The organism is Peribacillus sp. YIM B13477, from assembly GCF_042787955.1.
Lineage (GTDB): Bacteria > Bacillota > Bacilli > Bacillales > DSM-1321 > Peribacillus > Peribacillus frigoritolerans.
Window position 1 is genome coordinate 24,966 of record NZ_JBHZPD010000014.1, and the last position, 20,818, is coordinate 45,783.

The window sequence follows — 20,818 nt, forward strand, 5'->3', positions numbered from 1 at the left end:
AAAAGAAGGCCATTCTTAGCGGAATGGTCTTCTTTTTTATCTTGTATCCTTAAGAATCCAATTGTTGCACTTGAAATAGGTTGTAGTAATTCCCTTGCTTTTTCATAAGTTCTTCGTGTGTTCCCATTTCCGTAATTTCCCCATTATCTATATGAATGATCCGATCGGCATGGGTGATGGTTGATAACCGATGGGCGACGATGATCGTGGTCCGGTTTTTCGCCAAAATATCCAGCGCCTCCTGGATAAAGTGTTCACTTTCCAAATCCAATGCGGAGGTGGCTTCGTCGAGAACAAGGATTGGCGGGTTTTTCAAAAATACCCTCGCAATGGCCACCCGTTGCTTTTGGCCCCCGGATAATTTAACTCCCCGCTCCCCGACTTTCGTTTCATATCCTTCTTTTAGACCCATGATGAAGTCATGGGCATTCGCCGCCTTTGCCGCTTCAAATACTTCTTCATCACTTGCATCAGGTCGTCCCATAAGGATGTTGGCCTTAACCGATTCACTAAATAAGATATTATCCTGTAGAACCATTCCTATTTTATCTCTTAGGCTGCGGACTTGATATTTACGGATATCCGTCCCATCCAATAATACCCTTCCCTCCGTCACATCATAGAAACGGGAAATCAAACTGACGATCGAGGATTTCCCGCCCCCGCTCATACCGACAAGTGCAATGGTTTCCCCTGGTTTAACATCCAAGTTTATATGTTTCAAAACGGGTGCCTCTTTCTCGTCATAAGCAAACGATACATCCTGAAAGGTTATTCGGCCATCTACATGCTTCAGCTCTTTCGCCCCTGGTTCATCATCGATATCATACTTCTCATCCACAAACTCAAAAACCCTGTCCATGGACGCCAATGTCTGGGTCATTGTCGTCGAAGAGTTAACTAAACGTCTGAGGGGATTATATAGCCGGTCAATGAAACCGACGAAAGCAACCATGGTACCCAGTGACAATTGTTCATGAATGACCTGATAACCGGCAAATCCTATCACGAGCAAGGGGGCAATATCCGTGATCGTATTCACGACAGCAAATGACTTGGCATTCCAGCTCGTATGCTTTAGGGCTTTATCGAGGAAATTCTTGTTCTGCTTCGCAAACAATTCCTGTTCCCTGTCTTCTATCGCAAAGCTTTTGATGACTGACATCCCTGAAACCCGTTCATGAAGGTGACTCTGTACATCCGCTAAGGCTTGGGACCGAATCCTTGTATACGTTCTCAGCTTGCCAAAGAAATGCTTAATCGAAAATGCGTAAAATGGTAGCATGATGATGGATACAATGGTTAATTTCACATCCATCGTAAACATGATGACTATCACTATGATGATCGTTGCGATATCGAGCCAAAGGTTCATTAAACCCGTGATGACAAAGTTCTTCGTTTGTTCCACGTCCGTGATCATCCTTGAAATGACCTCGCCCACCCTTGTATTGGAATAATATTTAAAACTCAGTTTCTGTATATGGGTAAATAAATCATTACGAATATCATATAAGATTTTCGTTCCGGTCCATTGAGCGAAATATTGTCTGTAATACTCAATCGGCGGTCTAACTGCAACAAAAATGAATATCATGATGGCCATCGCCCATATAAGGCGTTCGGACTTCACGGCTTTGGACAGATCACCGTTTCCGATGATGTCATCCACTATATACTTACTGAGCAATGGAAGCAAAAGCGGAATCGCGAACTTTAGCAGTCCAATCAGTACCGTTCCGATTATCTGCCATTTATATGGTTTGACGAATTGCAAATATCTCTTAATGCTCCCCACGGAATTCCTCCTTTTCTTAATCAATAAAGCCAAATGCTAAAAAAGCCCATAACGGTCATTTGGGAATCTTATATGCACTATTCAATTATATTTTCCTTTTCGGTAATTAACTATCAAAAGGATCACTTTCATAAACATTTGTAGGAGGTTAAATGGTTCCTGCGTATTGAAAGAGTGAATCAGATGTGTAGGTAAGATACACAATGAAAAAGCCTGCCAATTATGCAGCAGGCCTTTTCTATCATCGATAGGTTAAAAAGCGTTCATACCAACTATCAATAAACTCTGCGGAGAATGGTCCTTTTCGCTGGCGTATCATATAAATCAAATAGTCTACGTTCTGTTTCAATATTGAATCGATGGCATCCGGGTAATTCATTTCTTTCCGATGCCTTTCATATTCATCCTCATCCAGCAAATTAAACGTCATATCTGGGAATACTTTAATGTCCAGGTCATAATCAATGTATTTCAATGCTCCCGAATCGTATGTGAACGGCGAACTGATATTGCAATAATAATAAACCCCGTCCTCTCTCAACATACCAATAACATTAAACCAATACTTTGAATGAAAATAGCAAATCGCCGGCTCTCTCGTAATCCAGGTCCTTCCATCTGATTCCGTTACCATAGTACGGTCATTCGCTGCTATCACCAGATTTTGGGTCCCTTTTAAAACGGTTGTCTCTTCCCAGATACGATGGATATGTCCATTATGTTTATAGCTATGGATTTGGATTTTTCCTCCTTCGGCAGGAACAATCCCCATTTATCTCTCCCTACTTTCTATAGACACCCTGACAGCGTACTGTGCCCTATTCCGTTTGCAGTTGTTTTGTGTATTTAAAATATATACTTTTTTCCATTTACCCTATATTCCTATATTATAGCGATTTATTCATAAATTTAAAACAAAAGTGGCTAATCTCCCAGTGAAAATGTGTAAATAAGTCGAAAAAGTCTGACCATCCACCCATTTCATCTAAGAAATTAGCCGGTTATTTATCGTATGGCTGCCTGTCCTTGCTGAAAATAACGGATGACTTCTTCCGTTTGCTTTTCGAACATTTCATGGATACTTTTCAATTCCTGCTTTTTAAGTTGAATCTCTTCCTGAATGGTGACCGCTTCACTCTCCTCTTCAAGGGCAAGGAGTTGCTTCTCTATATCTTGGCATCTTTCGATTTCGGATTGTAAAAGTAAAAGCTTATCCATCGTTTTCAACTGGTTGTTTATAAGCCGGTTAAATTCCTCCATGAATGCACCTTCCTAATCTGTATTTTTTCTATAGTATGTATATTCTATTTTTATCAGCTTTCTCCTTTGACATAAAATGTAAACACGACGAAACATTTGTCGAATCCAATGGAAGGCAAAAAAAAGCACCCTTCATAAGAAGGATGCTTTTCATCGGCAATTAGCCTTGGTTTTTATTGCTTTGAGATCTTTGGTTTTGTTGTTTCACTTCTTGAACGTTAGTTTCAGAAGCAAACTCTGTACCGAATTGCCCTTGTGCTTGACCTTGGCCTTTTCTTTGTTGAGATTGCGCGTTTTGTTGTCTTACTTCTTGAACGTTAGTTTCAGAAGCAAATTCTGTACCGAATTGGCCTTGGCCTTGCTGAGATTGTGCGTTTTGTTGTCTTACTTGTTGAACGTCAGTACCTGCTTGTGATTTATTCATGTTGTTTTTAGCCATTGATATCACCTCCACGATAATAAGATAACCATTATCCAGGAGTGCTATCCAACAAAAATCATTTAAATTTTTCCAGTTACATTAAACAAGCAATGAAATGCCTCCATCAACTATTACGGTTTGTCCACGAATCATCCTGGCTCCATCGGAAATTAAAAACATGATGGTATTCACCATATCTTCCACCTCGACCATCCGTCCAGCGGGAGTCTGTTCTGCCGCCTCAGCAAGCATTTCATCCCGATTCGGGAAAGACTTCAGGGCATCCGTATCGATCACACCGCCTGAAACGGCATTGACACAAATATTTTTAGCAGCCAATTCGACCGCTAAATATCTTGTCAGGGCTTCAAGCGCAGCTTTGGAAACTCCAACAGCTGTATAATTTTTCAAATAGCGAATGGATCCTAGTGAACTGATGCTGACGATTTTCCCCCCGCCGTTCCTCTCCATTAGTTTCGCCGCTTCCTGTGCGCAGAAAAGGAGGGCTTTTGTATTGATGTCCATGGTCCAGTTCCAATGGGATTCCTCCAGCTCCATCAATGGACGCTGGACGCCAGAGGCCGCATTATTGATGAAAATATCCAAACGTCCGTAATAAGCATCGATTTCCTCAAACATGCTTTTCACTTTCGCAACATCACCGACATTTGCCTTGACTACAAGGGCTTTTCGCCCCAACGCTTCAATTTCGGCTGCCACTTCTAATGCTTTCGACTTGCTCCGGGCATAATTAATAACGAGGTCGTAACCCTCCTCCGCAAGCCTTATTGCCGTGCTTCTGCCTAAACCTTTACTGCTACCTGTAACGAGTGCCACTTTTTGTTCCATTCGTTTATTCATCCTTTCTGAGTAAACACCGAGTAATAAAAATCATTTTTTAAGGAGTGTTACTGTTATGTATGTTGGACGTGATATGACTGAGTTGTCGATGATGAAAAAATCGGATTGGGAAAATAGTGAACTTGCCTATTTTCATCACTCCCTTCAACAAATGGTACCTTATTTAAACCAAGAAGGACAGAGTATCCATAGCGAAATCGTCAAAGAAATTGAAAATAGAGGCGGACTTAACAGGCAAGAAGCCGATTATACTCATGGAACGAAAACCAGTTACGAATGATTTTATACGGATATTGCTTTGAAAATCAACAAAAGGAAGAGGATATCTTATCGGATATCCTCTTTTATGCATATATCTCGATTTCATTCGCTTATTCAATGCACTCCTTTTTCTTTATACGCCTTCATCATTTTTTGGTGGGAGACCGGAAATGCCAACTGCTCCATCTCTGCTTCACTCACCCACTTAAGTTGCTGTTCTTTTAGCGTCTCTTCACCGATATCCTCTTTGACCACACCGATATACGTATCCATTTTCCAAACGAGATGTGAGAAAACATGTTCAATTCTCACAAGTGATTCAGTGATTTCCGGTTTGACGCCATACATTTCCTTAAATCGACTCTCGAAGAATTCCCTCTTATGCAAGAGGGATGTATGGTTTTCGAAATTCGGATATTCCCAAAGATTAGCTAGCAATCCTTCTGAGGCTCGCTTGTGAATTAAAAATTCACCTTTTTCATTCGTTAAAACGGCAGCTACAATTGGTACATCCCTTGTTTTTTTCTTTTGGATTTTTACCGGCAATTCCGACTGAACCCCTGCTTCAAATGCTAGACAATGGCTTTGAACGGGGCATAATAGGCAGGCAGGCTTACCAGGTGTGCAGATTAATGCTCCAAGTTCCATCAAGGCTTGATTGAAGGCAGAGGTATGTTCATGATCGATCAGCTTCCTGACGGCAGCTTCGAATGTTTTTCTTGTTTTTGGCTTTGCTATGTCTTCATATATCATTAATATCCGTGATAAAACACGCATGACGTTTCCATCAACGGCTGGCTCCGGCTTGCCGTATGCGATACTTAGAATCGCACCGGCAGTATATGGGCCGACACCTTTCAATTTGGAGATTTCCTCGGGATCATCCGGTACAATCCCATTGTAGGATGCCTTCACTTCCTGAACGGCACTATGCAGATTCCTTACACGCGAGTAATATCCCAGCCCTTCCCAAGCTTTCAGGACCTTCTCTTCATCCGCATTGGCAAAGACCTCGAGTGTCGGGAACCATTCCATGAACCGGTTGAAATAAGGAATCACCGTGTCCACTCTCGTTTGCTGCAGCATTATTTCAGAAACCCAAACGCGGTAAGGGTCCTTATTCTCCCTCCATGGCAATTCTCTTTGTTCTTCGAGAAACCAGGAAACCAAATCTTTTTGAAATTCATCGATTTTTATTTTTTCTATTGTCGGGATCGTTATTTCTTTCACATCAGTTCCTCCAAAGATGTTACACTCTAATCAAAATTGGGAATACCTATAGTAGGCCATTCTTTTTTTAATATCATGTTCATATCCATTTATTTGTAGCGGGTCACTTGAAATAAGTCAAAATTATATTCATTTGATGGTTAATATATAAATACGGTATGATGAAAGAAGACCATTTTTTTCAATTTGTGGCAGGGAGGTTAGTTTTTTGGATACAGGTACTCACTTTGTCATGGGAATTGCTCTTGGAGGTCTTGCCACATTAGATCCCGTCATTGCGCAGAGCCCAGTTACTGCAAGTGCAGTCATAGCAGGTACGATATTGGGATCACAAGCTCCGGACATTGACACCGTTTTAAAATTAAGGAATAACGCTGTATATATACGTAACCACCGTGGAATCACGCATTCAATTCCCGCTGTTTTACTTTGGCCCTTGATTATCAGCGTAGCAATTTTCGCCATCATACCTGAAGCAAATTACCTTCATCTTTGGCTTTGGACCTTTTTAGCCGTATTCCTTCACGTATTCGTGGATATATTCAATGCTTATGGGACCCAGGCACTTAGGCCGATTTCGTCAAAATGGGTAGCTTTAGGGGTCATCAATACATTCGATCCATTCATTTTTGGAATACATGTTGCAGGCCTGATATTATGGGGCTTCGGATTTCCTCCAGGCTATTTATTTCTTTCCATTTACGGGATACTCGTCATTTATTACATTTCCAGGTTCAGGGAACAAGCTTTTATAAAAAGAGTGGTCAAACAGCAAATTCCTGGAGCAAGGAAAATTCTTTTATCACCGACGATGCGCTTTCACCGCTGGAAAATTGCGGTGATTACCGAAAAGAATTATTATGTGGCACGAGCCGATAATGGATATGTGAAGATTCTTGATACGTTCGATCGGGTGCCATTGCCTGAAAGTGAAATTCTCGAAGCCGCCAAGAAGGATATCAACTTGGCAGCCTTTCTGTCCTTTTCTCCGGTTTACCGATTCGAAATCGAACAGATAAAAGAATATTATGAAGTCCGTTTTATCGATTTAAGATATCGCAGCAATGGATATTACCCGTTTGTGGCAGTGGTCCATTTAGACAGCGAATTGAATATCTTGAATTCTTATACCGGCTGGATCTTTAGCGAAGCGAAGCTGCAGAAGAAATTGAATATTATTTTGTAGTATATTGAAAAAGAGCTGATTCCAGGGAACTCCTCTGGAATCAGCTTTTTTAATGCAGTCGATTCTGCTGATTTAATAACTGCTGATATTTAGGGTTCTTTGCAATGAATTCGTGGAATTGCTCACCGTAGTTATCAATCCAGGTCCTTACAACGCGCGATGTCATTTCTTCACCGGCATATTCATGCCCAGCCTTTGCATAGGTCGCTTCGAAATCTTCCCATAATAATTCCACCCAAGTCAAAGCTTGCTCATACGTGATGTGTTCATTTTTCTCAAGCAGTATCTTGGTTAATCTTTCATGGTAATCATTCATTAGAACCACCTCATTGCCAATATTTTTACAGAATGAACTATACTGTCCCATACCCATACTAGTTGTAAGCGGAAACGCTTCTTTCTTAATCTGATGCTTGGAGGAGAAAAAATTTGCGAAATAAACAAAAAGGATTCCCCAACCAAAACAATAACAAATTCCAAGGCGAGCCTCGTGCAAAGGCAAGATATGCTTCAAAGCGTGCAGATGGAAGTATTAATACACACCCTCAAGAAAGAATGAAAGCTTCAAACGAGCGATCGAATTAAAAGGTACATCAGAAGGAACCGGGTACTTCCCCGGTTCCTTTTTATTTCAGCATTGAAATCGGGAGTGCTTCTTCCTTACCGCTACCGCCCAAGCGGTAACCCCAAGCGAATACGCCGTTCATATAATCAATTTTGAAATAGACACCGGGATCTCCGTCAATTTGATATATTTCACCTTTTTTGAAATCATCAGGATTTAACAAATAGGCCTTGGCCATCGTCACTTTTCGTTCCAATACTGAATATTCATTAACCATTCCCAATTGCTCTGCTTTTCTCGCTTTTTCAGTCAACGCTGCGATTTCCTGTTGCAGTTCATAGGCAGACAGCTTGCTGTATCTTACGTCGCTCATATATATGACTCCTCAAATGAAATAATTAATTTACTTCTATATTAAACAAAATTTTGTGATTTGGCTATTGATGCACTTAATCACCATCAGGATTGGAAAGATAACGCTCAATCAATTCTATTGGAAAACCTTTTCGGTATAATGCCTGCTTCATTTTTTGTTCATATTCGAAGCCTTCATGGTTTTTATATCGGCGTTGCATTTTTTCGGCATGGTGGCAAAGGGAATCCCATTGTTCATCCTCATCCTTTTCCACCGTCACATCTTCAAGTGCTTCATGGATGATATCTCTTGGGAAACCTTTCCGTAACAAGGTTTGTTCAACCTTCAGCCTTAAAGCTCGTTCGGAAATGTTTTTTTCCTTTTTGACCGCTTTTCCAGCCAGATTCCTTGCATGTTCAATTTGAATACCATAAGGGTATTCCTTCAATGCCTCGACAATCAACTTATCTTGCACCCCTTTTTCCTTAAGCTCAAGCTTAAGGGTGGTGGGCCCTTTATTCCCTCCATTCACATGGGTCCGCACGTAAGCCTTGGAAAATTCAAGGTCGTCTAAATAGTTAAAACTGTATAGTTTATGTATCGCTTCCTTAATGATCGGCTCTTCCGTTTCCTTCTTTTTTAAATAAAGGCGAATTTCCGATTCCGAGCGCATCCGGTATGATAAATAATTAAGTGCATCGGTAAATGCTTTTTGGATTTCATCATGGAATTGTATCTCGGCCAAAAGCAGGTCATCAAGTTCCATACCCTTTTTCAACTGAAATTTCAATAGCACTTCTTCGTCTACACTGAAGGCATATTTTTCGTCAACGAAGATGTTATAACGATCTTTACGTTTCTTTTGGGTTGTTATTTTTGTTATGTTTGGCATAAATCCACCCCCCACACCTACTTTACCCCTTTACGTTTACCATTTCTATATATAGCATGCCTAAAAATGAAAAAAGAACATGGGCATGTTAAAGTGAAGGAAAGACAGGGAAAGGAAGTGGTTTTCATGAAAATAGCCATTGCTGGTGGAAGCGGTTTTGTCGGCACAGCCCTAATTGAAGAATTATCAAAAGAAAATCATGATATATATATTTTGACACGTCATCCCGAAAAATTTAAGAAACAGACTAATTTGACATATATCGGCTGGTTGACCGAGGAGGCAACGCCGGAAATGCACTTGGAGGGGCTCGATGTGTTCATTAACCTTGCTGGTGAATCTCTGAACAGCGGCCGTTGGACACCTGAACGAAAGCGCCGGATTGTCGAAAGCAGGATCGAGGCTTCCAAAGAGATGAACCGGATCATATCCATACTGCCCTCTAAAGTGTCCGTCATCATTAATGCAAGTGCAATCGGATATTATGGTATTTCGGACGATGAGACCTTTACCGAAACCTCTGAATCCATTGGTGATGATTTCTTGGCCCGTACTGTTCAACTATGGGAAAAGGAAGCGGCTAAATCACGCTCTTACAGTAAAAGGTTGATCTTTACAAGATTCGGGGTGATTCTTGGAGAAAAAGACGGAGCACTGCCAATGATGGCCTTCCCCTATAAACTATTTGGCGGAGGAAAGATCGGCAAAGGGAATCAGTGGCTTTCCTGGATTCATATCCATGACGCGGTCCGTGCAATCATCTTTAGCATGAATGATGCTAGGATAGAAGGTCCAGTCAATTTTACGGCACCAAACCCCGTCCAGATGGATACATTCGGTAAAACGATAGGAACTGTCCTGCACCGGCCCCATTGGTTAACTGTCCCCCCTTTCTTCCTCAAGAAATTGTTGGGGGAAATGAGCATCCTTGTACTTGAAGGGCAAAATGTCCTTCCCGCTAAACTTAAAGAAGAAGGATTCACCTTCTCCTTTCCAACCCTTAAAGAAGCCTTACAAAATATCCTAAAAGAAGATTCCCACGTATGAAAGGGTCATTTTAGGAAAAAATAGGGATATTAAGTGAATGGAGATGATCTAATTGCTCAAAAAACACGATAAAGAAAAAAGTAACTTAACTAGTACACAAGCGATTCTTTATGCTCGCGAATTTAAAAAGGCAGATCGAGCTGGTGGATATACCGAGAAGAAATCCCGTCGTTAGGTTTGGAGTTTTTTCCCTTACATTTTGAACAGCCACTAAACACAAAATAAGCTGGAGATGATTAATGAAATTCATCTCCAGCTTATTTTATATTCCAGGGGGCGACGATAACATGGGACGAAATAACATACACCATAATCGAGATAAGAACAAACAGAAACTTCCTCAGGTTCCCAAAAACCTGAAAAGTGACGGACTTGACGTTGAATATTCTTCCGAACTGGCTGACCAGGAAGATATCGAGGCACAAGCCCGTGCAAATGCGGCTGACCGCCGTGCTCATAATCGCCGATAAGCAGAATAAACCAACCCAAGGGGCTATAAGTTAGCCCCTTGGTCATCTTTATTTACATAGCTTATCCACAACCCTGTGTATATTGTGGATATATTCTGAAAATACTGACAAAAAATAAGTCCATTAACTCACCTTATCAACATGAAAATAATGTTATTTCTGGATAACCCTGTGGATTATGTGGATAAAGGAGGGATTGGGCTAACCACGCTACATTTTCGTTGTGGATAACTATTCTCTCTCCTTCATTTGTTCCACAAGGTTATTATTTATAAAATAATTTATCCAAATCTTTTTCCAGCAATTCTAAACCCTATCTTGGTATTTCACCGGCTGCTGACCCCTGCATTTAAAGAAGGTTCCCCAAACCTTTGCCATCAACATTTTCTTCCAACTGTTTACGTAGCAAGAACTTTTGTATCTTCCCACTTGCGTTCCGAGGCAGCTCATTACAGAAGATATATCTCCTTGGACGTTTATAGTTCGCCAATCTATTACTGTTCTTACACCAAGTTTCTAAATCTCTTTCGGCAAGCATTGGGTCTTTGGCTACGATGAATGCCGTTACCGTTTCCCCCCATTGATCATCTGGCTGACCAAGTACCGCACAGTCGAGAACTCCTTGATGCTCATATAGTGTATCTTCCACTTCACGCGGATAAATATTTTCCCCTCCAGAAATAATCATGTCGTCCACACGGTCCTTGACCCACAGATATCCATCTTCATCTAGGAAACCGATGTCACCGGAATGGTACCAGCCTTTGTAAAGCGCCTTTTCGGTCTCTCTATCTTTTTGAAAGTAACCCTGCATGATACACGGGCCCTTTACAAGGATTTCCCCTGTTTCCCCAGGTTCCAGCATATCCTCGGGATCTGATGGCCCTTCGTCATTCGGACGGGCAATGATGATTTCATGTTCGGAACATGCCTTGCCGGCAGAACCCGCTTTCCTAATTTGATCTTCCTCCAATAGGAGAGTTATGGCCGGCCCCATTTCAGTCATTCCATAGGCCTGGATGAACTGGATGCCGAGTTTCTCCTGACAGGCACGTACAAGGGATGGAGCCATCGGGGCTGCCCCGTAAAGCCCTAACTTCAAGCTCTGGAATTTATACTCCTCCAATTTTTCCTGAATGAGCATGTTCCACATCGTAGGTGCAGCAAAAAACTTGGTGACTCCCTCGGATTCAATCAGTTCCATGACCTTTTTGGGATGAAACTGATGTAATATGACATTAGCTGCACCGACCTGTACACGAGGTAAAAAAGAGCAGTGCAATTCAGCACAATGAAACATCGGTGCAGTAATCAAACCGATATCAGAGCGTTCATACTTCATGGCCTCTATTAAAATCTCGGCTTGTTTGACCATGTCTTTATGAAGGTGGATGACCCCTTTGGGACGTCCGGTAGTTCCGCTCGTATACATGATGGCATAAATGTCATCTTCGTGAACTTCAACTTCATCTGGCTTTGAGGAGATAATGGCCAATTTTTGGCGGTAACCTTTGGCATACCCAGGCACATCCCCATCAATATACCAGAAGGCCGTTTCCGGAAATCGCTTTTCAACCGCGGCGACGTTCGTTTCCAATTCGCGTTCGAATAGAACGACCTTTGGAGCAGCATCGTTCAAGATGAAGGCCAACTCTTCCGGCATTAAACGGAAGTTGATTGGATTGAAGATTGCACCGATTTTTGCACAGGCAAAGAACGCTGTTGCAAGCTCTTCATTGTTGTAAAGGTACGTAGATACCCTGTCCCCTTTTCGCACCCCTTCCGCTTGAAGGGCCGCCGCCAACCTATTCACCTGTTCATTCCATTGGATGTACGTATAGCGGATATTTCTTCTCACGTCGTAGATAGCTTCTTTAATGGGGAATTTCTGAACCGTCTGATCAAAGATATTTTTAATCGTTACTGACAAATCATTCTCCTCCTCAAGTAACCACCATCAACAGGAAGAATTCAGCAAAGCCTGCCGATGGTCGACTTCATCCCTTTTTCAGCTTTTACTTTCATGCGAATTACGAATATTCATAAATGGATAGTCCAGCTTCAGTCCATTCTTTCAATGATGGTGGCATTCGCCATGCCGTGGCCTTCACACATCGTTTGCAGCCCATAACGGCCGCCCGTCCTTTCTAATTCATGGATCATGGACACCATCAAACGGGCCCCGCTGCCGCCAAGAGGATGCCCCAATGCAATCGCCCCGCCATTTGGATTCAGCTTCTTTGGGTCTGCCCCCGTTTCTTTTAGCCAGGCAATCGGTACAGGAGCGAAAGCCTCGTTCACTTCAAAGATATCGATATCATCAATTGTAAGACCCGCTTTTTCCAAAGCTTTTTGGGTGGCGGGAATCGGTCCCGTTAGCATCAGGGTGGGATCCGACCCGACAACAACCCGTGTATGCACTTTAAAGCGCGGTTTCAATCCAAGTTCTTCTGCTTTACTGCGTTCCATCAATAATAAAGCGGCAGCACCGTCACTGATCTGACTAGAATTACCTGCATGGATTAAACCGCCTTCTTGAAATGCCGGTTTCAATCCAGCCAGCACTTCAAGCGTAGTTCCGCCCCTTGGGCCTTGATCTTCCGTAACTTCGATTTGATTTCCTTCTTTATCAGTACCCATTACTGATATCATTTCTCGGTTAAAATGTCCTTCTTTTTGAGCACGTATTGCCTTGGCATGACTTTCAACGGAAAACCGATCACAATCTTCACGTGTTATTCCCCACTTGTCTGCGATTCTTTCAGCTGATAAACCTTGGTTGATCACCTCGTAAAGGTCCATATACTTTTGGCTTGTTACAGCACCTTGAATATTCGACCCCATGGGAACTCGTGACATGTTTTCCACTCCACCTGCCACTACCACATCCATATCACCCGACAGGATGGCCTGGGAAGCAAAATGGACTGCCTGCTGACTTGATCCGCATTGACGGTCAATCGTCGTTCCCGGCACTTCAATCGGAAATCCGGCTATCAGTGCGGCAACCCTTGCTATATCACCGGCCTGTTCGCCCGACTGTGAAACACAACCTAAAATGACATCATCGACAATAGCAGGATCGATGCCCGCCTTTTCAATCAGCTTCTTCAATACTTCCCCTGCCAGATCATCAGGGCGAACGTCTTTCAAGACACCGTTCCTTCTGCCTACCGGCGTGCGAATTCCTTCAACGATAACCACTTCCCGCATATACTCTCTTCCCTTCTCATCTTTACTATAGGCCCAGATTCTTAGCGATGATTTTCTTCATGATTTCATTTGTGCCGGCATAGATGCTTGCTACCGGAATATCCCGATATCTTCTGGCAATTTTGTATTCCTCCATATATCCATAGCCGCCATGGAGCTGCATGCATTCAATGGATATTTTTCTGGCAGTCTCCGTCAAACGCCATTTCGCCATCGAAACTTCCGTTACAACCTGTTCACCAGCCATATGTTTGGTGATCAATTGATCTAGGAAAGCACGCCCCATTTTTATCTCCGTAGCCATTTCCGCGATTTTGAATTGAGTATTTTGAAACTGACTTACAGACTTTCCGAACGCTTCCCTGCCCTTCACATACTCAATCGTATCGGCCAGCATATCCTCAGACGCGGTTTGAGCACAAATTGCCACCACAAGGCGTTCCTGCTGCAGTTTTTCCATTAAATAAATAAACCCCTTGCCTTCTTCACCAAGCAGGTTTTCCTTTGGAACACGGCAATCCTCAAAGATGAGTTCTGCTGTATCCTGACTGTGCAAGCCAAGTTTCTTCAGTTTTCTCCCCCTGGAAAATCCGGGTGTATCCCTTTCGACCACGACTAAGCTAACGCCTTTATGTTTCGGAACGGCGCTGGGATCCGTTTTACAGGCAACAATGATCAAATCCGAATGAATGCCATTTGTGATGAATGTCTTTTGACCATTTAATATATAATGATCTCCATCCAAAATGGCAGTCGTTTTAATATTGGCCAAATCCGAACCTGTACCAGGCTCTGTCATGGCAATGGCTGTAATGATTTCCCCTGTCGTACATTTTCGAAGCCAGCGCTGTTTCTGCGACTCATTTCCGTAGGCGGAAATATACGGTACGGTGATATCACTGTGAAGTCCGAAACCAATGAACCCAGAACCAACCCTTTCCAATTCTTCATTAATGATAACGGCAAAGCCCCAATCTACCCCGGAACCCCCATAATCTTCTTCAAGGTCCGGACATAAAAAACCCTGTTCCCCCATTTTCACCCAAAAAGACCGGGGAATGATCCTCTCTTCTTCCCAACGTTCATAGTGGGGAGCTGCTTCTTTTTCTAAAAACTTTCGGAAGGACATACGGAAAATTTCATGTTCTTCACTTAGGTACGGATGCTTCATCTGTTTTATCTCCTCTCCATTCCTTTGTCGGAGGCTCTTTTTCTAGATTTACAATGGTTTGATTGACAACTTACCTTGGTGACATTCTAATGGCCCCATCCAGTCTGATTGTTTCCCCATTCAGCATTGGATTCGTTATGATGCTTTCCGTTAGTTTAGCGTACTCTTCTGGATACCCGAGCCTTGATGGGAATGGCACGGTTTTCCCTAATGACGTCCTGGCTTCTTCAGGTAATGAATCGAACATCGGTGTATGGAATAGACCCGGTGCAATCGATACGACACGTATCCCTTTGATGGCAAGCTCCCTTGCGATTGGCAGAGTCATACCGACAATCCCTCCCTTGGAGGCACTATATGCGGCTTGTCCGATTTGTCCTTCAAAGGCAGCGACCGAAGCTGTATTGATGATGACTCCACGCTCCCCCTCTTGATTCGGTTCATTTTCGACCATTTTTTCAGCCGCAAGCCGGATTACGTTAAATGTACCGACCAAATTGATTTGTACAACTTTTGAGAACGCTTTCAATTCATGTATGCCTTTCCTGCCTATGACCTTCTCTGCAATGGCAATGCCTGCACAGTTGATGACAGTATTGATGCTACCGAATTTTTTTATTCCTTCATCCAATGCTACAGATACGCTATCTTCACTGGTTACATCCGTTTTAATAAACAGGATCGAATCGCCCAACTCCTGAGCCATTTTAGCGCCATTTTCTTCCGAGAGGTCGAATATGACCGCTTTTCCACCTTTTTTAATGATGTTTCTTACTGTCGCCGCTCCCAGACCTGAAGCCCCGCCTGTCACAACTGCAATGGTTTCTTGAATTTCCAAATTCTCACCCCATCTGTTTCTAGAATATATATTCATCTTTCACTATCATCAAAACCTATTTTCAAGATTAATTTCACCGCTTGCCTGTTTTATCGTTCATTTTCAACTCATGAAGGGTTTCGGTAAAGCCTTTGATTACCTGTTCAAAATCCTGCTTCAACCCATCCAGCTCTTTAATTCGTTCATTAAGTTCGTTTAACTTCTGTCCTGCAGTTTCAATCGTTTTTTCCAATTGCTTAATGCCTGTCCTATCCTTATCGAATAAAAGGACTATATCCTTTATTTCCACTAACGAAAAACCATACTTCTTACCGCGCATTATGATTTTGAGCTGTGCATATTCTTTCTTTCCATAAACTCTTTTTCCCGTTTCGGTACGCATTGGCCTAAGCATACCCAGTTCCTCATAATAACGGAGGGTCCTTGTCGTCAATTCGAATTCTTTTGCTAAATCAGAAATGGTGTACATGTTAAAACCACACTTTGCAAAGGGATTATTTACCTTTATTCTAACATTAACGTTAACGTAAACTTCAATGAAATATTCACAAAATTTATAATATATGAAACTGCATGATAGATTTATATTGATATACTATAGGTATATTCTTTTTATAGAAGGGAATGATCGATCAATGCTATGTTCAAAAATATTAGTTGCTTATGATGAATCTGAGTTGGCACTTAAGTCTTTAGAAAAAGCGATTGAATTAGCGAAGCTGGATCCCGCTATCGAAATCCAGGTGCTTCACGCTGTTACACTGCCAATCAAGCCAAATATATATGGCAATGCTTTTCAGGAAATTGAAGAATCCATGCTTAAGTATGGCAAGGAAGTGATTAAAAAAGCGGAAGCCCTTTTATCCGAAATCCCGAATGCATCCCAAACATTTGTCGTAGAAGGTTCAGCCATCACGACTTTATTGCAACATGCAAAATCCGAGAATTGTGACCTTATTATCATGGGCAGCCGCGGATTGAGCGGCTTCAAGGAATTCCTGGGCAGCGTGAGCCACTATATCGTTCAACATTCTCCAGTTCCAGTCTTGTTGGTCAAATGAAATTTACGGCAGATATGGCCAGCCCCTTCATAAGCTGGGTTCCCCTTTGGAATCCAGCTTATTTATGCGTGCATGAACTCCAAACTTATCATGTTTTACAAACACTTCCGTTTACGGGTAAAATGAAACTAATTTCAAACGAGGATAACAGGTGACGCAATGGATATTAAACATTTGCAATACTTTATAGAGGTTGCCAATTTCAATAGCTTCACTCGGGCTGCCGATCATTTATTCATTACCCAGCCGACCATCAGCAAGATGATTAAAAACCTGGAAACCGAGCTAGGTGTTGAGCTTTTTGATCGTTCACGTAAGCAACTGATCTTGACCGATGCAGGCAGGGTTGTCTTAGACCAGGCAAAATTGATCGATAGGGCCTTTCACAATTTAGAAACGGAAATGGACAATTTATTAGGTTTAAAAAAGGGACATATACGCATCGGGCTGCCGCCGATCATCGACGCTTCTTTCTTCCCCCGAATTCTTAGCCGTTTTCACCAGGACTATCCCAATATAACCTTTCAATTAGTAGAGGATGGTTCAAAGAAAATAGAAGAATCCGTCCAAAATGATTTAATCGATATAGGCGTAATAGTCCTGCCAACCAACAACGCTCTTTTTCACCATTTTGCTTTTTTGGAAGAAGACATCAACTTGATAGTTCATCCCTCCCATCCCCATGCTTGTGGGGAAGAAATTGATTTGGCTGACTTGGAAAACGAATCTTTCATCTTATTCAATAAAGATTACGTCCTTCGAGATCTCATCATTTCATCCTGTAATGAAGCTGGTTTTACTCCACATATCGTAACTGAAAGCTCACGCTGGGATTTCATTGAGGAAATGGTTTACTGTAAACTTGGCGTTGCTCTATTACCGGAAAGCTTATGCCGTCATGATGAACGCGTAAAGGCAATCAAGGTTAGAAACCCCTCCATTAGCTGGAATTTAGGATTTATATGGAGTAAGGACCATTACCTTTCATACGCTGCAAAAGAATGGCTGAAATATACTAGGGAAGCAATGTCCCATAAGTAGTGGATTATCCAGCAAGATTGATGAAAGCACTATCATAGATTTGGGTTATGCACGTGATAACATCTAACCATTTTACAATGAGTTACGGCGGGGTTAGACTAGTATGAGTAAAAAGCACGTTAAATGCTGATTGATTCCATATGTTCTAAAAAGGAGATATTCATGATCACTTTATCTAATGTCGATGAGTTACAGGCATCAGAAGCAGCTCTGGAGAAAATTAAATATTCTTACCCCGAACTATTTAATAAACTGCTCCATGTCGTTGCCTTAACACGGGCTCTCCAATTTAAATATCAATTTATGGGCACATTAATCATGGATGAAAACCCTAACGAATACACCCCTGAATTCGTTATGCCCTCCGTTATCGAATTATATATTGAGGAAGTTCAAAAGTTAAAGGATGATCCGAATATCCAGGTATTACTTCAGACCTTCTCCCAAAGTAAAAATATTGGATATGCAAAAATCAGTATGCTTGTGCTCGGTAAAAGCCCTGAATCGCTTTTAGGCGCTTCATGCATCAAATGACGCCCCCTGATATGCCCCCAAAAAAAACCTCCCATAAGGAAGGTTTTTTTCTTTAATTAAAGCACTTTACTCAAAAAGGCTTTAGTTCTTTCCTGCTGGGGATTATTAAAAATCTCACTAGGAATATTTTCTTCAATAATATAACCTTCGTCCATGAAGATCACGCGATCTCCAACTTCTTTTGCAAACCCCATCTCATGGGTCACAACTACCATGGTCATGCCTTCCTTGGCCAGTTGCTTCATGACCTCAAGGACTTCACCGACCATTTCCGGATCCAGGGCGGAAGTCGGCTCGTCGAATAGCATGATTTTGGGTTCCATCGCCAACGCCCTGGCAATTGCGACGCGTTGCTTTTGTCCACCTGATAATGAATCCGGATATGCGTTCGCTTTCTCTGCAAGTCCCACTTTCTTAAGCAGTTCCATCCCTCTTTGGGAAGCCTGCTCTTTGGATATCTTGCGGACCTTCATAGGCGCCAGCATTATATTCTCAAGAACAGTCTTATGCGGAAATAAGTTAAAATGCTGAAATACCATGCCAACTTCCGTCCGGACTTTATTGATATTGACCTTCTTGTCTGTCGTATCAAGCCCTTCAATGAAAATATGGCCCCCCGTTATCGTTTCAAGTTGATTGATGCACCTGAGAAAAGTGGATTTACCCGACCCAGAAGGACCAATCACCACGACTACTTCCCGAGGGGAAACGATTGCATTGATATTTTTCAATACATCATTTTCGCCAAATGACTTCTTTAGATTCTCCACCTTTATCATTCTGTTTTCAACCTTCTTTCGAGTCTATTTAATACGAAACTTAAAATGAGGGTCAGGAATAGATAGATGAAGGCACAAGCCAAGTATGGCTCCCACACTTTAAAGTACTGACTCCCCATCGCTTTCCCCCAGTACATTAATTCCGGGGCAGCAATGACACAAAGCAGGGATGAATCCTTCAATAATACGATGAATTCATTTCCTAACGGAGGAATCATTCGTTTGAAAGCTTGTGGCAATACAACATGTATCATTGTTTGGGCATGGGTCATCCCTAATGAACGCGCCCCTTCCATTTGCCCTTTATCGATGGATTGAATGCCCGCCCGGAATATTTCTGCGATATACGCGGCTGCATTTAACGATAAAGCAATGACTCCGGCGGTTACTGCATTCGTTTCCCCGGTAAAAAAGGGCACGATTCCAAAATGGATTAAAAAGATTTGAACTAAAAGCGGTGTTCCGCGAAAAACCGTGACATAACCGTAAAATGGAAAGGCAAGCACTTTGTTTTTCATGATTTTCCCTAAACCGATCAATAACCCCAAAAAAGTTCCGATCAGGATGGAGGAAACCGAAAGCCCAATAGTAAGCAATGTCCCTTTTAATAAGAAAGGAGCATACTCAAAAATAATATCCCAGCGAAAACTCATTTCGTTCCCCTCCTAAAGGCCAAAAAAACTGCGTAACTTCATACGTAAAGTTACGCAATCTTTTACTATCCATTTGTTTTATTGTTGTGCTTTCAACGTTTCAATATCTGGGTCAGTACCAAACCACTCTTTATAAATTTCTGCATATTTCCCATTTTCATAAATGGCATTCACGGCTTTATCGAACTCCGATTTCAATTCACTGCCTTTTGGGAACATAAGACCATAAAACTCCTCATTGAAACTTTTGCTGTCTTCAACGACTTTCAGTTTTTGATCGGGGTTATTTTTTACATATTCTTCAACAACCGTATTATCAGCGACGACAGCCGATGCTCCGCCCTTCAGTAATTCCTGAATGGCCAGGTTATTATTTTCGAATTTTTTGATATCCTTATGATTCTTTCCAAGGAGTTTCTCTACCGCTTCCTGTCCAGTAGTACCGGTCTGAACGGCAATGACGTTACCTTTCAATTCATCTCCGGATTTTATATCACTATCCTCAGGAACGAGAATTTTGTTTGTGGATAAGAAATACGGAACCGAGAAGTCATAAGATTGTTTTCTTTCGTCATTCACTGTAATCGCAGATATGGCGACATCCGCTCTCTTACCTTCGATTTCAACAAAAATCGGATCCCAACCGACACTTTCCAATTTAACTTCATATCCCGCTTCTTTTGCAACGGCATTGATGAAATCAACATCGAATCCTACAATCTTATCGCCTTCAAGATATTCAAATGGAGCATAGTTGGCGTCAGTCACGATCCTGAGTGTTTTCCCATTTGACTCTTCTTCTTTACCAGTTGTCGAGACTTCCTTATCCTTCCCGCATCCTGTCATGACTAGTAACAAAGAAGCAACCATGGCAAACACTAAAAAAGAAACCTTTTTCAAAATAATCCCCTCTTCTCTCTCGTAAACTCTCTTTTTTTTAAAAAAAACAGATAAATCTAACTTTAGAGAACTTTCAGTATATTCTTTTAAGAATATTATACGTTTATTTGTTTTTTTATGCAATAAAAAGTCGATAAATAACTTTAGTAAAATAAAATTTTAATCAATTAACTTGGTAAATTAAAAACGCAACTGTGCTCTAATGGGGAAAAAGGCAACTTTCTCCCCTTCACTCGAATTAATTGATATTATATTGAAAACAGATAGTGCCACCGTTAAAAG

General features: G+C 41.8%; 26 protein-coding genes. 9 read left to right on the forward strand and 17 right to left on the reverse strand.

Annotation, left to right across the window (positions count from 1 at the left end; translation table 11 throughout):
• Positions 1-49: 49 nt before the first annotated feature.
• The 5 genes from ACFX4H_RS24510 to fabL form a co-directional block, all read right to left on the reverse strand.
• The gene (locus ACFX4H_RS24510; protein WP_034305364.1) at positions 50-1,798 is read right to left on the reverse strand and encodes an ABC transporter ATP-binding protein; all 1,749 of its coding nucleotides are present in this window, start codon (positions 1,796-1,798) and stop codon (positions 50-52) included.
• A gap of 241 nt (positions 1,799-2,039) precedes the next feature.
• Positions 2,040-2,570, reverse strand: coding sequence for a nucleoside tri-diphosphate phosphatase (gene ntdP, locus ACFX4H_RS24515; protein ID WP_048685440.1), 531 nt, complete (start codon positions 2,568-2,570; stop codon positions 2,040-2,042).
• Between the two features lie 233 nt (positions 2,571-2,803).
• Positions 2,804-3,058 carry a YgaB family protein gene (locus ACFX4H_RS24520; protein WP_048685443.1) on the reverse strand — a complete coding sequence of 85 codons (255 nt, stop codon included), beginning with the start codon at positions 3,056-3,058 and terminating at the stop codon, positions 2,804-2,806.
• 160 nt (positions 3,059-3,218) lie between these two features.
• Positions 3,219-3,497: a gamma-type small acid-soluble spore protein gene (locus ACFX4H_RS24525; RefSeq protein ID WP_063592108.1), complete on the reverse strand. Its 279-nt coding sequence runs from the start codon at positions 3,495-3,497 to the stop codon at positions 3,219-3,221.
• Positions 3,498-3,578: 81 nt separating this feature from the next.
• The gene (gene fabL, locus ACFX4H_RS24530) at positions 3,579-4,328 is read right to left on the reverse strand and encodes an enoyl-[acyl-carrier-protein] reductase FabL (protein ID WP_063592109.1); all 750 of its coding nucleotides are present in this window, start codon (positions 4,326-4,328) and stop codon (positions 3,579-3,581) included.
• Positions 4,329-4,395: 67 nt separating this feature from the next.
• Between fabL and ACFX4H_RS24535 the strand changes: the two genes are divergently transcribed.
• Positions 4,396-4,620: a hypothetical protein gene (locus tag ACFX4H_RS24535; protein ID WP_034305377.1), complete on the forward strand. Its 225-nt coding sequence runs from the start codon at positions 4,396-4,398 to the stop codon at positions 4,618-4,620.
• Between the two features lie 95 nt (positions 4,621-4,715).
• Here the strand turns inward: ACFX4H_RS24535 and mutY are convergent, their stop codons facing one another.
• Positions 4,716-5,831 (reverse strand): A/G-specific adenine glycosylase, encoded by a 1,116-nt coding sequence (mutY, locus tag ACFX4H_RS24540; RefSeq protein WP_063592110.1) that lies wholly within the window; start codon positions 5,829-5,831, stop codon positions 4,716-4,718.
• A gap of 208 nt (positions 5,832-6,039) precedes the next feature.
• Here mutY and ACFX4H_RS24545 point away from each other — a divergent pair, with 208 nt between their 5' ends.
• Positions 6,040-7,017 carry a metal-dependent hydrolase gene (locus ACFX4H_RS24545; protein ID WP_063592111.1) on the forward strand — a complete coding sequence of 326 codons (978 nt, stop codon included), beginning with the start codon at positions 6,040-6,042 and terminating at the stop codon, positions 7,015-7,017.
• A 49-nt stretch (positions 7,018-7,066) separates the two neighbouring features.
• Here ACFX4H_RS24545 and ACFX4H_RS24550 read toward each other — a convergent pair whose 3' ends face one another.
• Complete coding sequence (locus ACFX4H_RS24550) at positions 7,067-7,333, reverse strand: YfhJ family protein (protein WP_034305384.1); 267 nt, start codon at positions 7,331-7,333, stop codon at positions 7,067-7,069.
• A gap of 113 nt (positions 7,334-7,446) precedes the next feature.
• Between ACFX4H_RS24550 and ACFX4H_RS24555 the strand changes: the two genes are divergently transcribed.
• Positions 7,447-7,602, forward strand: a complete 156-nt coding sequence (locus ACFX4H_RS24555; RefSeq protein ID WP_034305387.1) for a small, acid-soluble spore protein K — start codon at positions 7,447-7,449, stop codon at positions 7,600-7,602.
• Positions 7,603-7,643: 41 nt separating this feature from the next.
• Here the strand turns inward: ACFX4H_RS24555 and ACFX4H_RS24560 are convergent, their stop codons facing one another.
• On the reverse strand, positions 7,644-7,955 hold the full coding sequence (locus tag ACFX4H_RS24560; RefSeq protein ID WP_034305394.1) for a YfhH family protein: 312 nt from the start codon (positions 7,953-7,955) through the stop codon (positions 7,644-7,646).
• 76 nt (positions 7,956-8,031) lie between these two features.
• Positions 8,032-8,829: a recombination regulator RecX gene (gene recX, locus ACFX4H_RS24565; RefSeq protein ID WP_098187156.1), complete on the reverse strand. Its 798-nt coding sequence runs from the start codon at positions 8,827-8,829 to the stop codon at positions 8,032-8,034.
• 126 nt (positions 8,830-8,955) lie between these two features.
• On the opposite strand from recX, the gene ACFX4H_RS24570 reads away from it, so the two are divergent.
• From ACFX4H_RS24570 to ACFX4H_RS24580, 3 genes are all read left to right on the forward strand, one after another.
• Positions 8,956-9,876: a TIGR01777 family oxidoreductase gene (locus ACFX4H_RS24570; RefSeq protein WP_328137233.1), complete on the forward strand. Its 921-nt coding sequence runs from the start codon at positions 8,956-8,958 to the stop codon at positions 9,874-9,876.
• A 52-nt stretch (positions 9,877-9,928) separates the two neighbouring features.
• Positions 9,929-10,051 (forward strand): YfhE family protein, encoded by a 123-nt coding sequence (locus ACFX4H_RS24575; protein ID WP_081088510.1) that lies wholly within the window; start codon positions 9,929-9,931, stop codon positions 10,049-10,051.
• A gap of 112 nt (positions 10,052-10,163) precedes the next feature.
• On the forward strand, positions 10,164-10,346 hold the full coding sequence (locus ACFX4H_RS24580; RefSeq protein WP_034306455.1) for a YfhD family protein: 183 nt from the start codon (positions 10,164-10,166) through the stop codon (positions 10,344-10,346).
• Positions 10,347-10,695: 349 nt separating this feature from the next.
• Here ACFX4H_RS24580 and ACFX4H_RS24585 read toward each other — a convergent pair whose 3' ends face one another.
• The 5 genes from ACFX4H_RS24585 to ACFX4H_RS24605 all read right to left on the reverse strand — a co-directional run bounded on the left by ACFX4H_RS24585 (position 10,696) and on the right by ACFX4H_RS24605 (position 16,037).
• On the reverse strand, positions 10,696-12,276 hold the full coding sequence (locus tag ACFX4H_RS24585) for a fatty acid--CoA ligase (protein WP_063592113.1): 1,581 nt from the start codon (positions 12,274-12,276) through the stop codon (positions 10,696-10,698).
• A 131-nt stretch (positions 12,277-12,407) separates the two neighbouring features.
• Entirely contained in the window at positions 12,408-13,559 is a 1,152-nt protein-coding gene (locus ACFX4H_RS24590) for a thiolase family protein (protein WP_377436423.1), read from the reverse strand.
• 25 nt (positions 13,560-13,584) lie between these two features.
• Positions 13,585-14,730: an acyl-CoA dehydrogenase family protein gene (locus ACFX4H_RS24595; protein ID WP_034305403.1), complete on the reverse strand. Its 1,146-nt coding sequence runs from the start codon at positions 14,728-14,730 to the stop codon at positions 13,585-13,587.
• Between the two features lie 70 nt (positions 14,731-14,800).
• Complete coding sequence (locus tag ACFX4H_RS24600) at positions 14,801-15,568, reverse strand: 3-hydroxyacyl-CoA dehydrogenase (protein ID WP_034305405.1); 768 nt, start codon at positions 15,566-15,568, stop codon at positions 14,801-14,803.
• Positions 15,569-15,641: 73 nt separating this feature from the next.
• Positions 15,642-16,037, reverse strand: coding sequence for a MerR family transcriptional regulator (locus ACFX4H_RS24605; RefSeq protein WP_034305406.1), 396 nt, complete (start codon positions 16,035-16,037; stop codon positions 15,642-15,644).
• A 166-nt stretch (positions 16,038-16,203) separates the two neighbouring features.
• On the opposite strand from ACFX4H_RS24605, the gene ACFX4H_RS24610 reads away from it, so the two are divergent.
• The 3 genes from ACFX4H_RS24610 to ACFX4H_RS24620 all read left to right on the forward strand — a co-directional run bounded on the left by ACFX4H_RS24610 (position 16,204) and on the right by ACFX4H_RS24620 (position 18,204).
• Entirely contained in the window at positions 16,204-16,629 is a 426-nt protein-coding gene (locus ACFX4H_RS24610) for a universal stress protein (RefSeq protein ID WP_377436424.1), read from the forward strand.
• A gap of 159 nt (positions 16,630-16,788) precedes the next feature.
• Positions 16,789-17,670, forward strand: a complete 882-nt coding sequence (cidR, locus tag ACFX4H_RS24615) for a cidABC operon transcriptional activator CidR (RefSeq protein WP_377436425.1) — start codon at positions 16,789-16,791, stop codon at positions 17,668-17,670.
• Positions 17,671-17,832: 162 nt separating this feature from the next.
• Entirely contained in the window at positions 17,833-18,204 is a 372-nt protein-coding gene (locus ACFX4H_RS24620; protein WP_034305408.1) for a hypothetical protein, read from the forward strand.
• 56 nt (positions 18,205-18,260) lie between these two features.
• Here the strand turns inward: ACFX4H_RS24620 and ACFX4H_RS24625 are convergent, their stop codons facing one another.
• The 3 genes from ACFX4H_RS24625 to ACFX4H_RS24635 form a co-directional block, all read right to left on the reverse strand.
• A complete protein-coding gene (locus tag ACFX4H_RS24625) occupies positions 18,261-18,983 on the reverse strand; it encodes an amino acid ABC transporter ATP-binding protein (RefSeq protein WP_034305415.1) in 723 nt (240 codons plus the stop codon).
• A complete protein-coding gene (locus ACFX4H_RS24630) occupies positions 18,980-19,636 on the reverse strand; it encodes an amino acid ABC transporter permease (RefSeq protein ID WP_054397812.1) in 657 nt (218 codons plus the stop codon). The genes ACFX4H_RS24625 and ACFX4H_RS24630 overlap by 4 nt, the downstream gene beginning before the upstream one ends.
• 78 nt (positions 19,637-19,714) lie before the next feature.
• Positions 19,715-20,536 (reverse strand): basic amino acid ABC transporter substrate-binding protein, encoded by an 822-nt coding sequence (locus tag ACFX4H_RS24635; protein ID WP_034305421.1) that lies wholly within the window; start codon positions 20,534-20,536, stop codon positions 19,715-19,717.
• Positions 20,537-20,818 lie beyond the last annotated feature (282 nt).

Bases quoted from the DNA above. Each gene is read 5' to 3' on its own strand.
- ACFX4H_RS24595 (WP_034305403.1), bottom strand. From the start codon at position 14,730: ATGAAGCATCCGTACCTAAGTGAAGAACATGAAATTTTCCGTATGTCC.
- ntdP (WP_048685440.1), bottom strand. From the start codon at position 2,570: ATGGGGATTGTTCCTGCCGAAGGAGGAAAAATCCAAATCCATAGCTAT.
- recX (WP_098187156.1), bottom strand. From the start codon at position 8,829: ATGCCAAACATAACAAAAATAACAACCCAAAAGAAACGTAAAGATCGT.
- ACFX4H_RS24610 (WP_377436424.1), top strand. From the start codon at position 16,204: ATGCTATGTTCAAAAATATTAGTTGCTTATGATGAATCTGAGTTGGCA.
- ACFX4H_RS24590 (WP_377436423.1), bottom strand. From the start codon at position 13,559: ATGCGGGAAGTGGTTATCGTTGAAGGAATTCGCACGCCGGTAGGCAGA.
- ACFX4H_RS24625 (WP_034305415.1), bottom strand. From the start codon at position 18,983: ATGATAAAGGTGGAGAATCTAAAGAAGTCATTTGGCGAAAATGATGTA.
- ACFX4H_RS24525 (WP_063592108.1), bottom strand. From the start codon at position 3,497: ATGGCTAAAAACAACATGAATAAATCACAAGCAGGTACTGACGTTCAA.
- ACFX4H_RS24620 (WP_034305408.1), top strand. From the start codon at position 17,833: ATGATCACTTTATCTAATGTCGATGAGTTACAGGCATCAGAAGCAGCT.
- ACFX4H_RS24535 (WP_034305377.1), top strand. From the start codon at position 4,396: ATGTATGTTGGACGTGATATGACTGAGTTGTCGATGATGAAAAAATCG.
- ACFX4H_RS24570 (WP_328137233.1), top strand. From the start codon at position 8,956: ATGAAAATAGCCATTGCTGGTGGAAGCGGTTTTGTCGGCACAGCCCTA.
- ACFX4H_RS24560 (WP_034305394.1), bottom strand. From the start codon at position 7,955: ATGAGCGACGTAAGATACAGCAAGCTGTCTGCCTATGAACTGCAACAG.
- ACFX4H_RS24580 (WP_034306455.1), top strand. From the start codon at position 10,164: ATGGGACGAAATAACATACACCATAATCGAGATAAGAACAAACAGAAA.
- ACFX4H_RS24630 (WP_054397812.1), bottom strand. From the start codon at position 19,636: ATGAGTTTTCGCTGGGATATTATTTTTGAGTATGCTCCTTTCTTATTA.
- ACFX4H_RS24605 (WP_034305406.1), bottom strand. From the start codon at position 16,037: ATGTACACCATTTCTGATTTAGCAAAAGAATTCGAATTGACGACAAGG.
- fabL (WP_063592109.1), bottom strand. From the start codon at position 4,328: ATGGAACAAAAAGTGGCACTCGTTACAGGTAGCAGTAAAGGTTTAGGC.
- ACFX4H_RS24520 (WP_048685443.1), bottom strand. From the start codon at position 3,058: ATGGAGGAATTTAACCGGCTTATAAACAACCAGTTGAAAACGATGGAT.
- ACFX4H_RS24550 (WP_034305384.1), bottom strand. From the start codon at position 7,333: ATGAATGATTACCATGAAAGATTAACCAAGATACTGCTTGAGAAAAAT.
- cidR (WP_377436425.1), top strand. From the start codon at position 16,789: ATGGATATTAAACATTTGCAATACTTTATAGAGGTTGCCAATTTCAAT.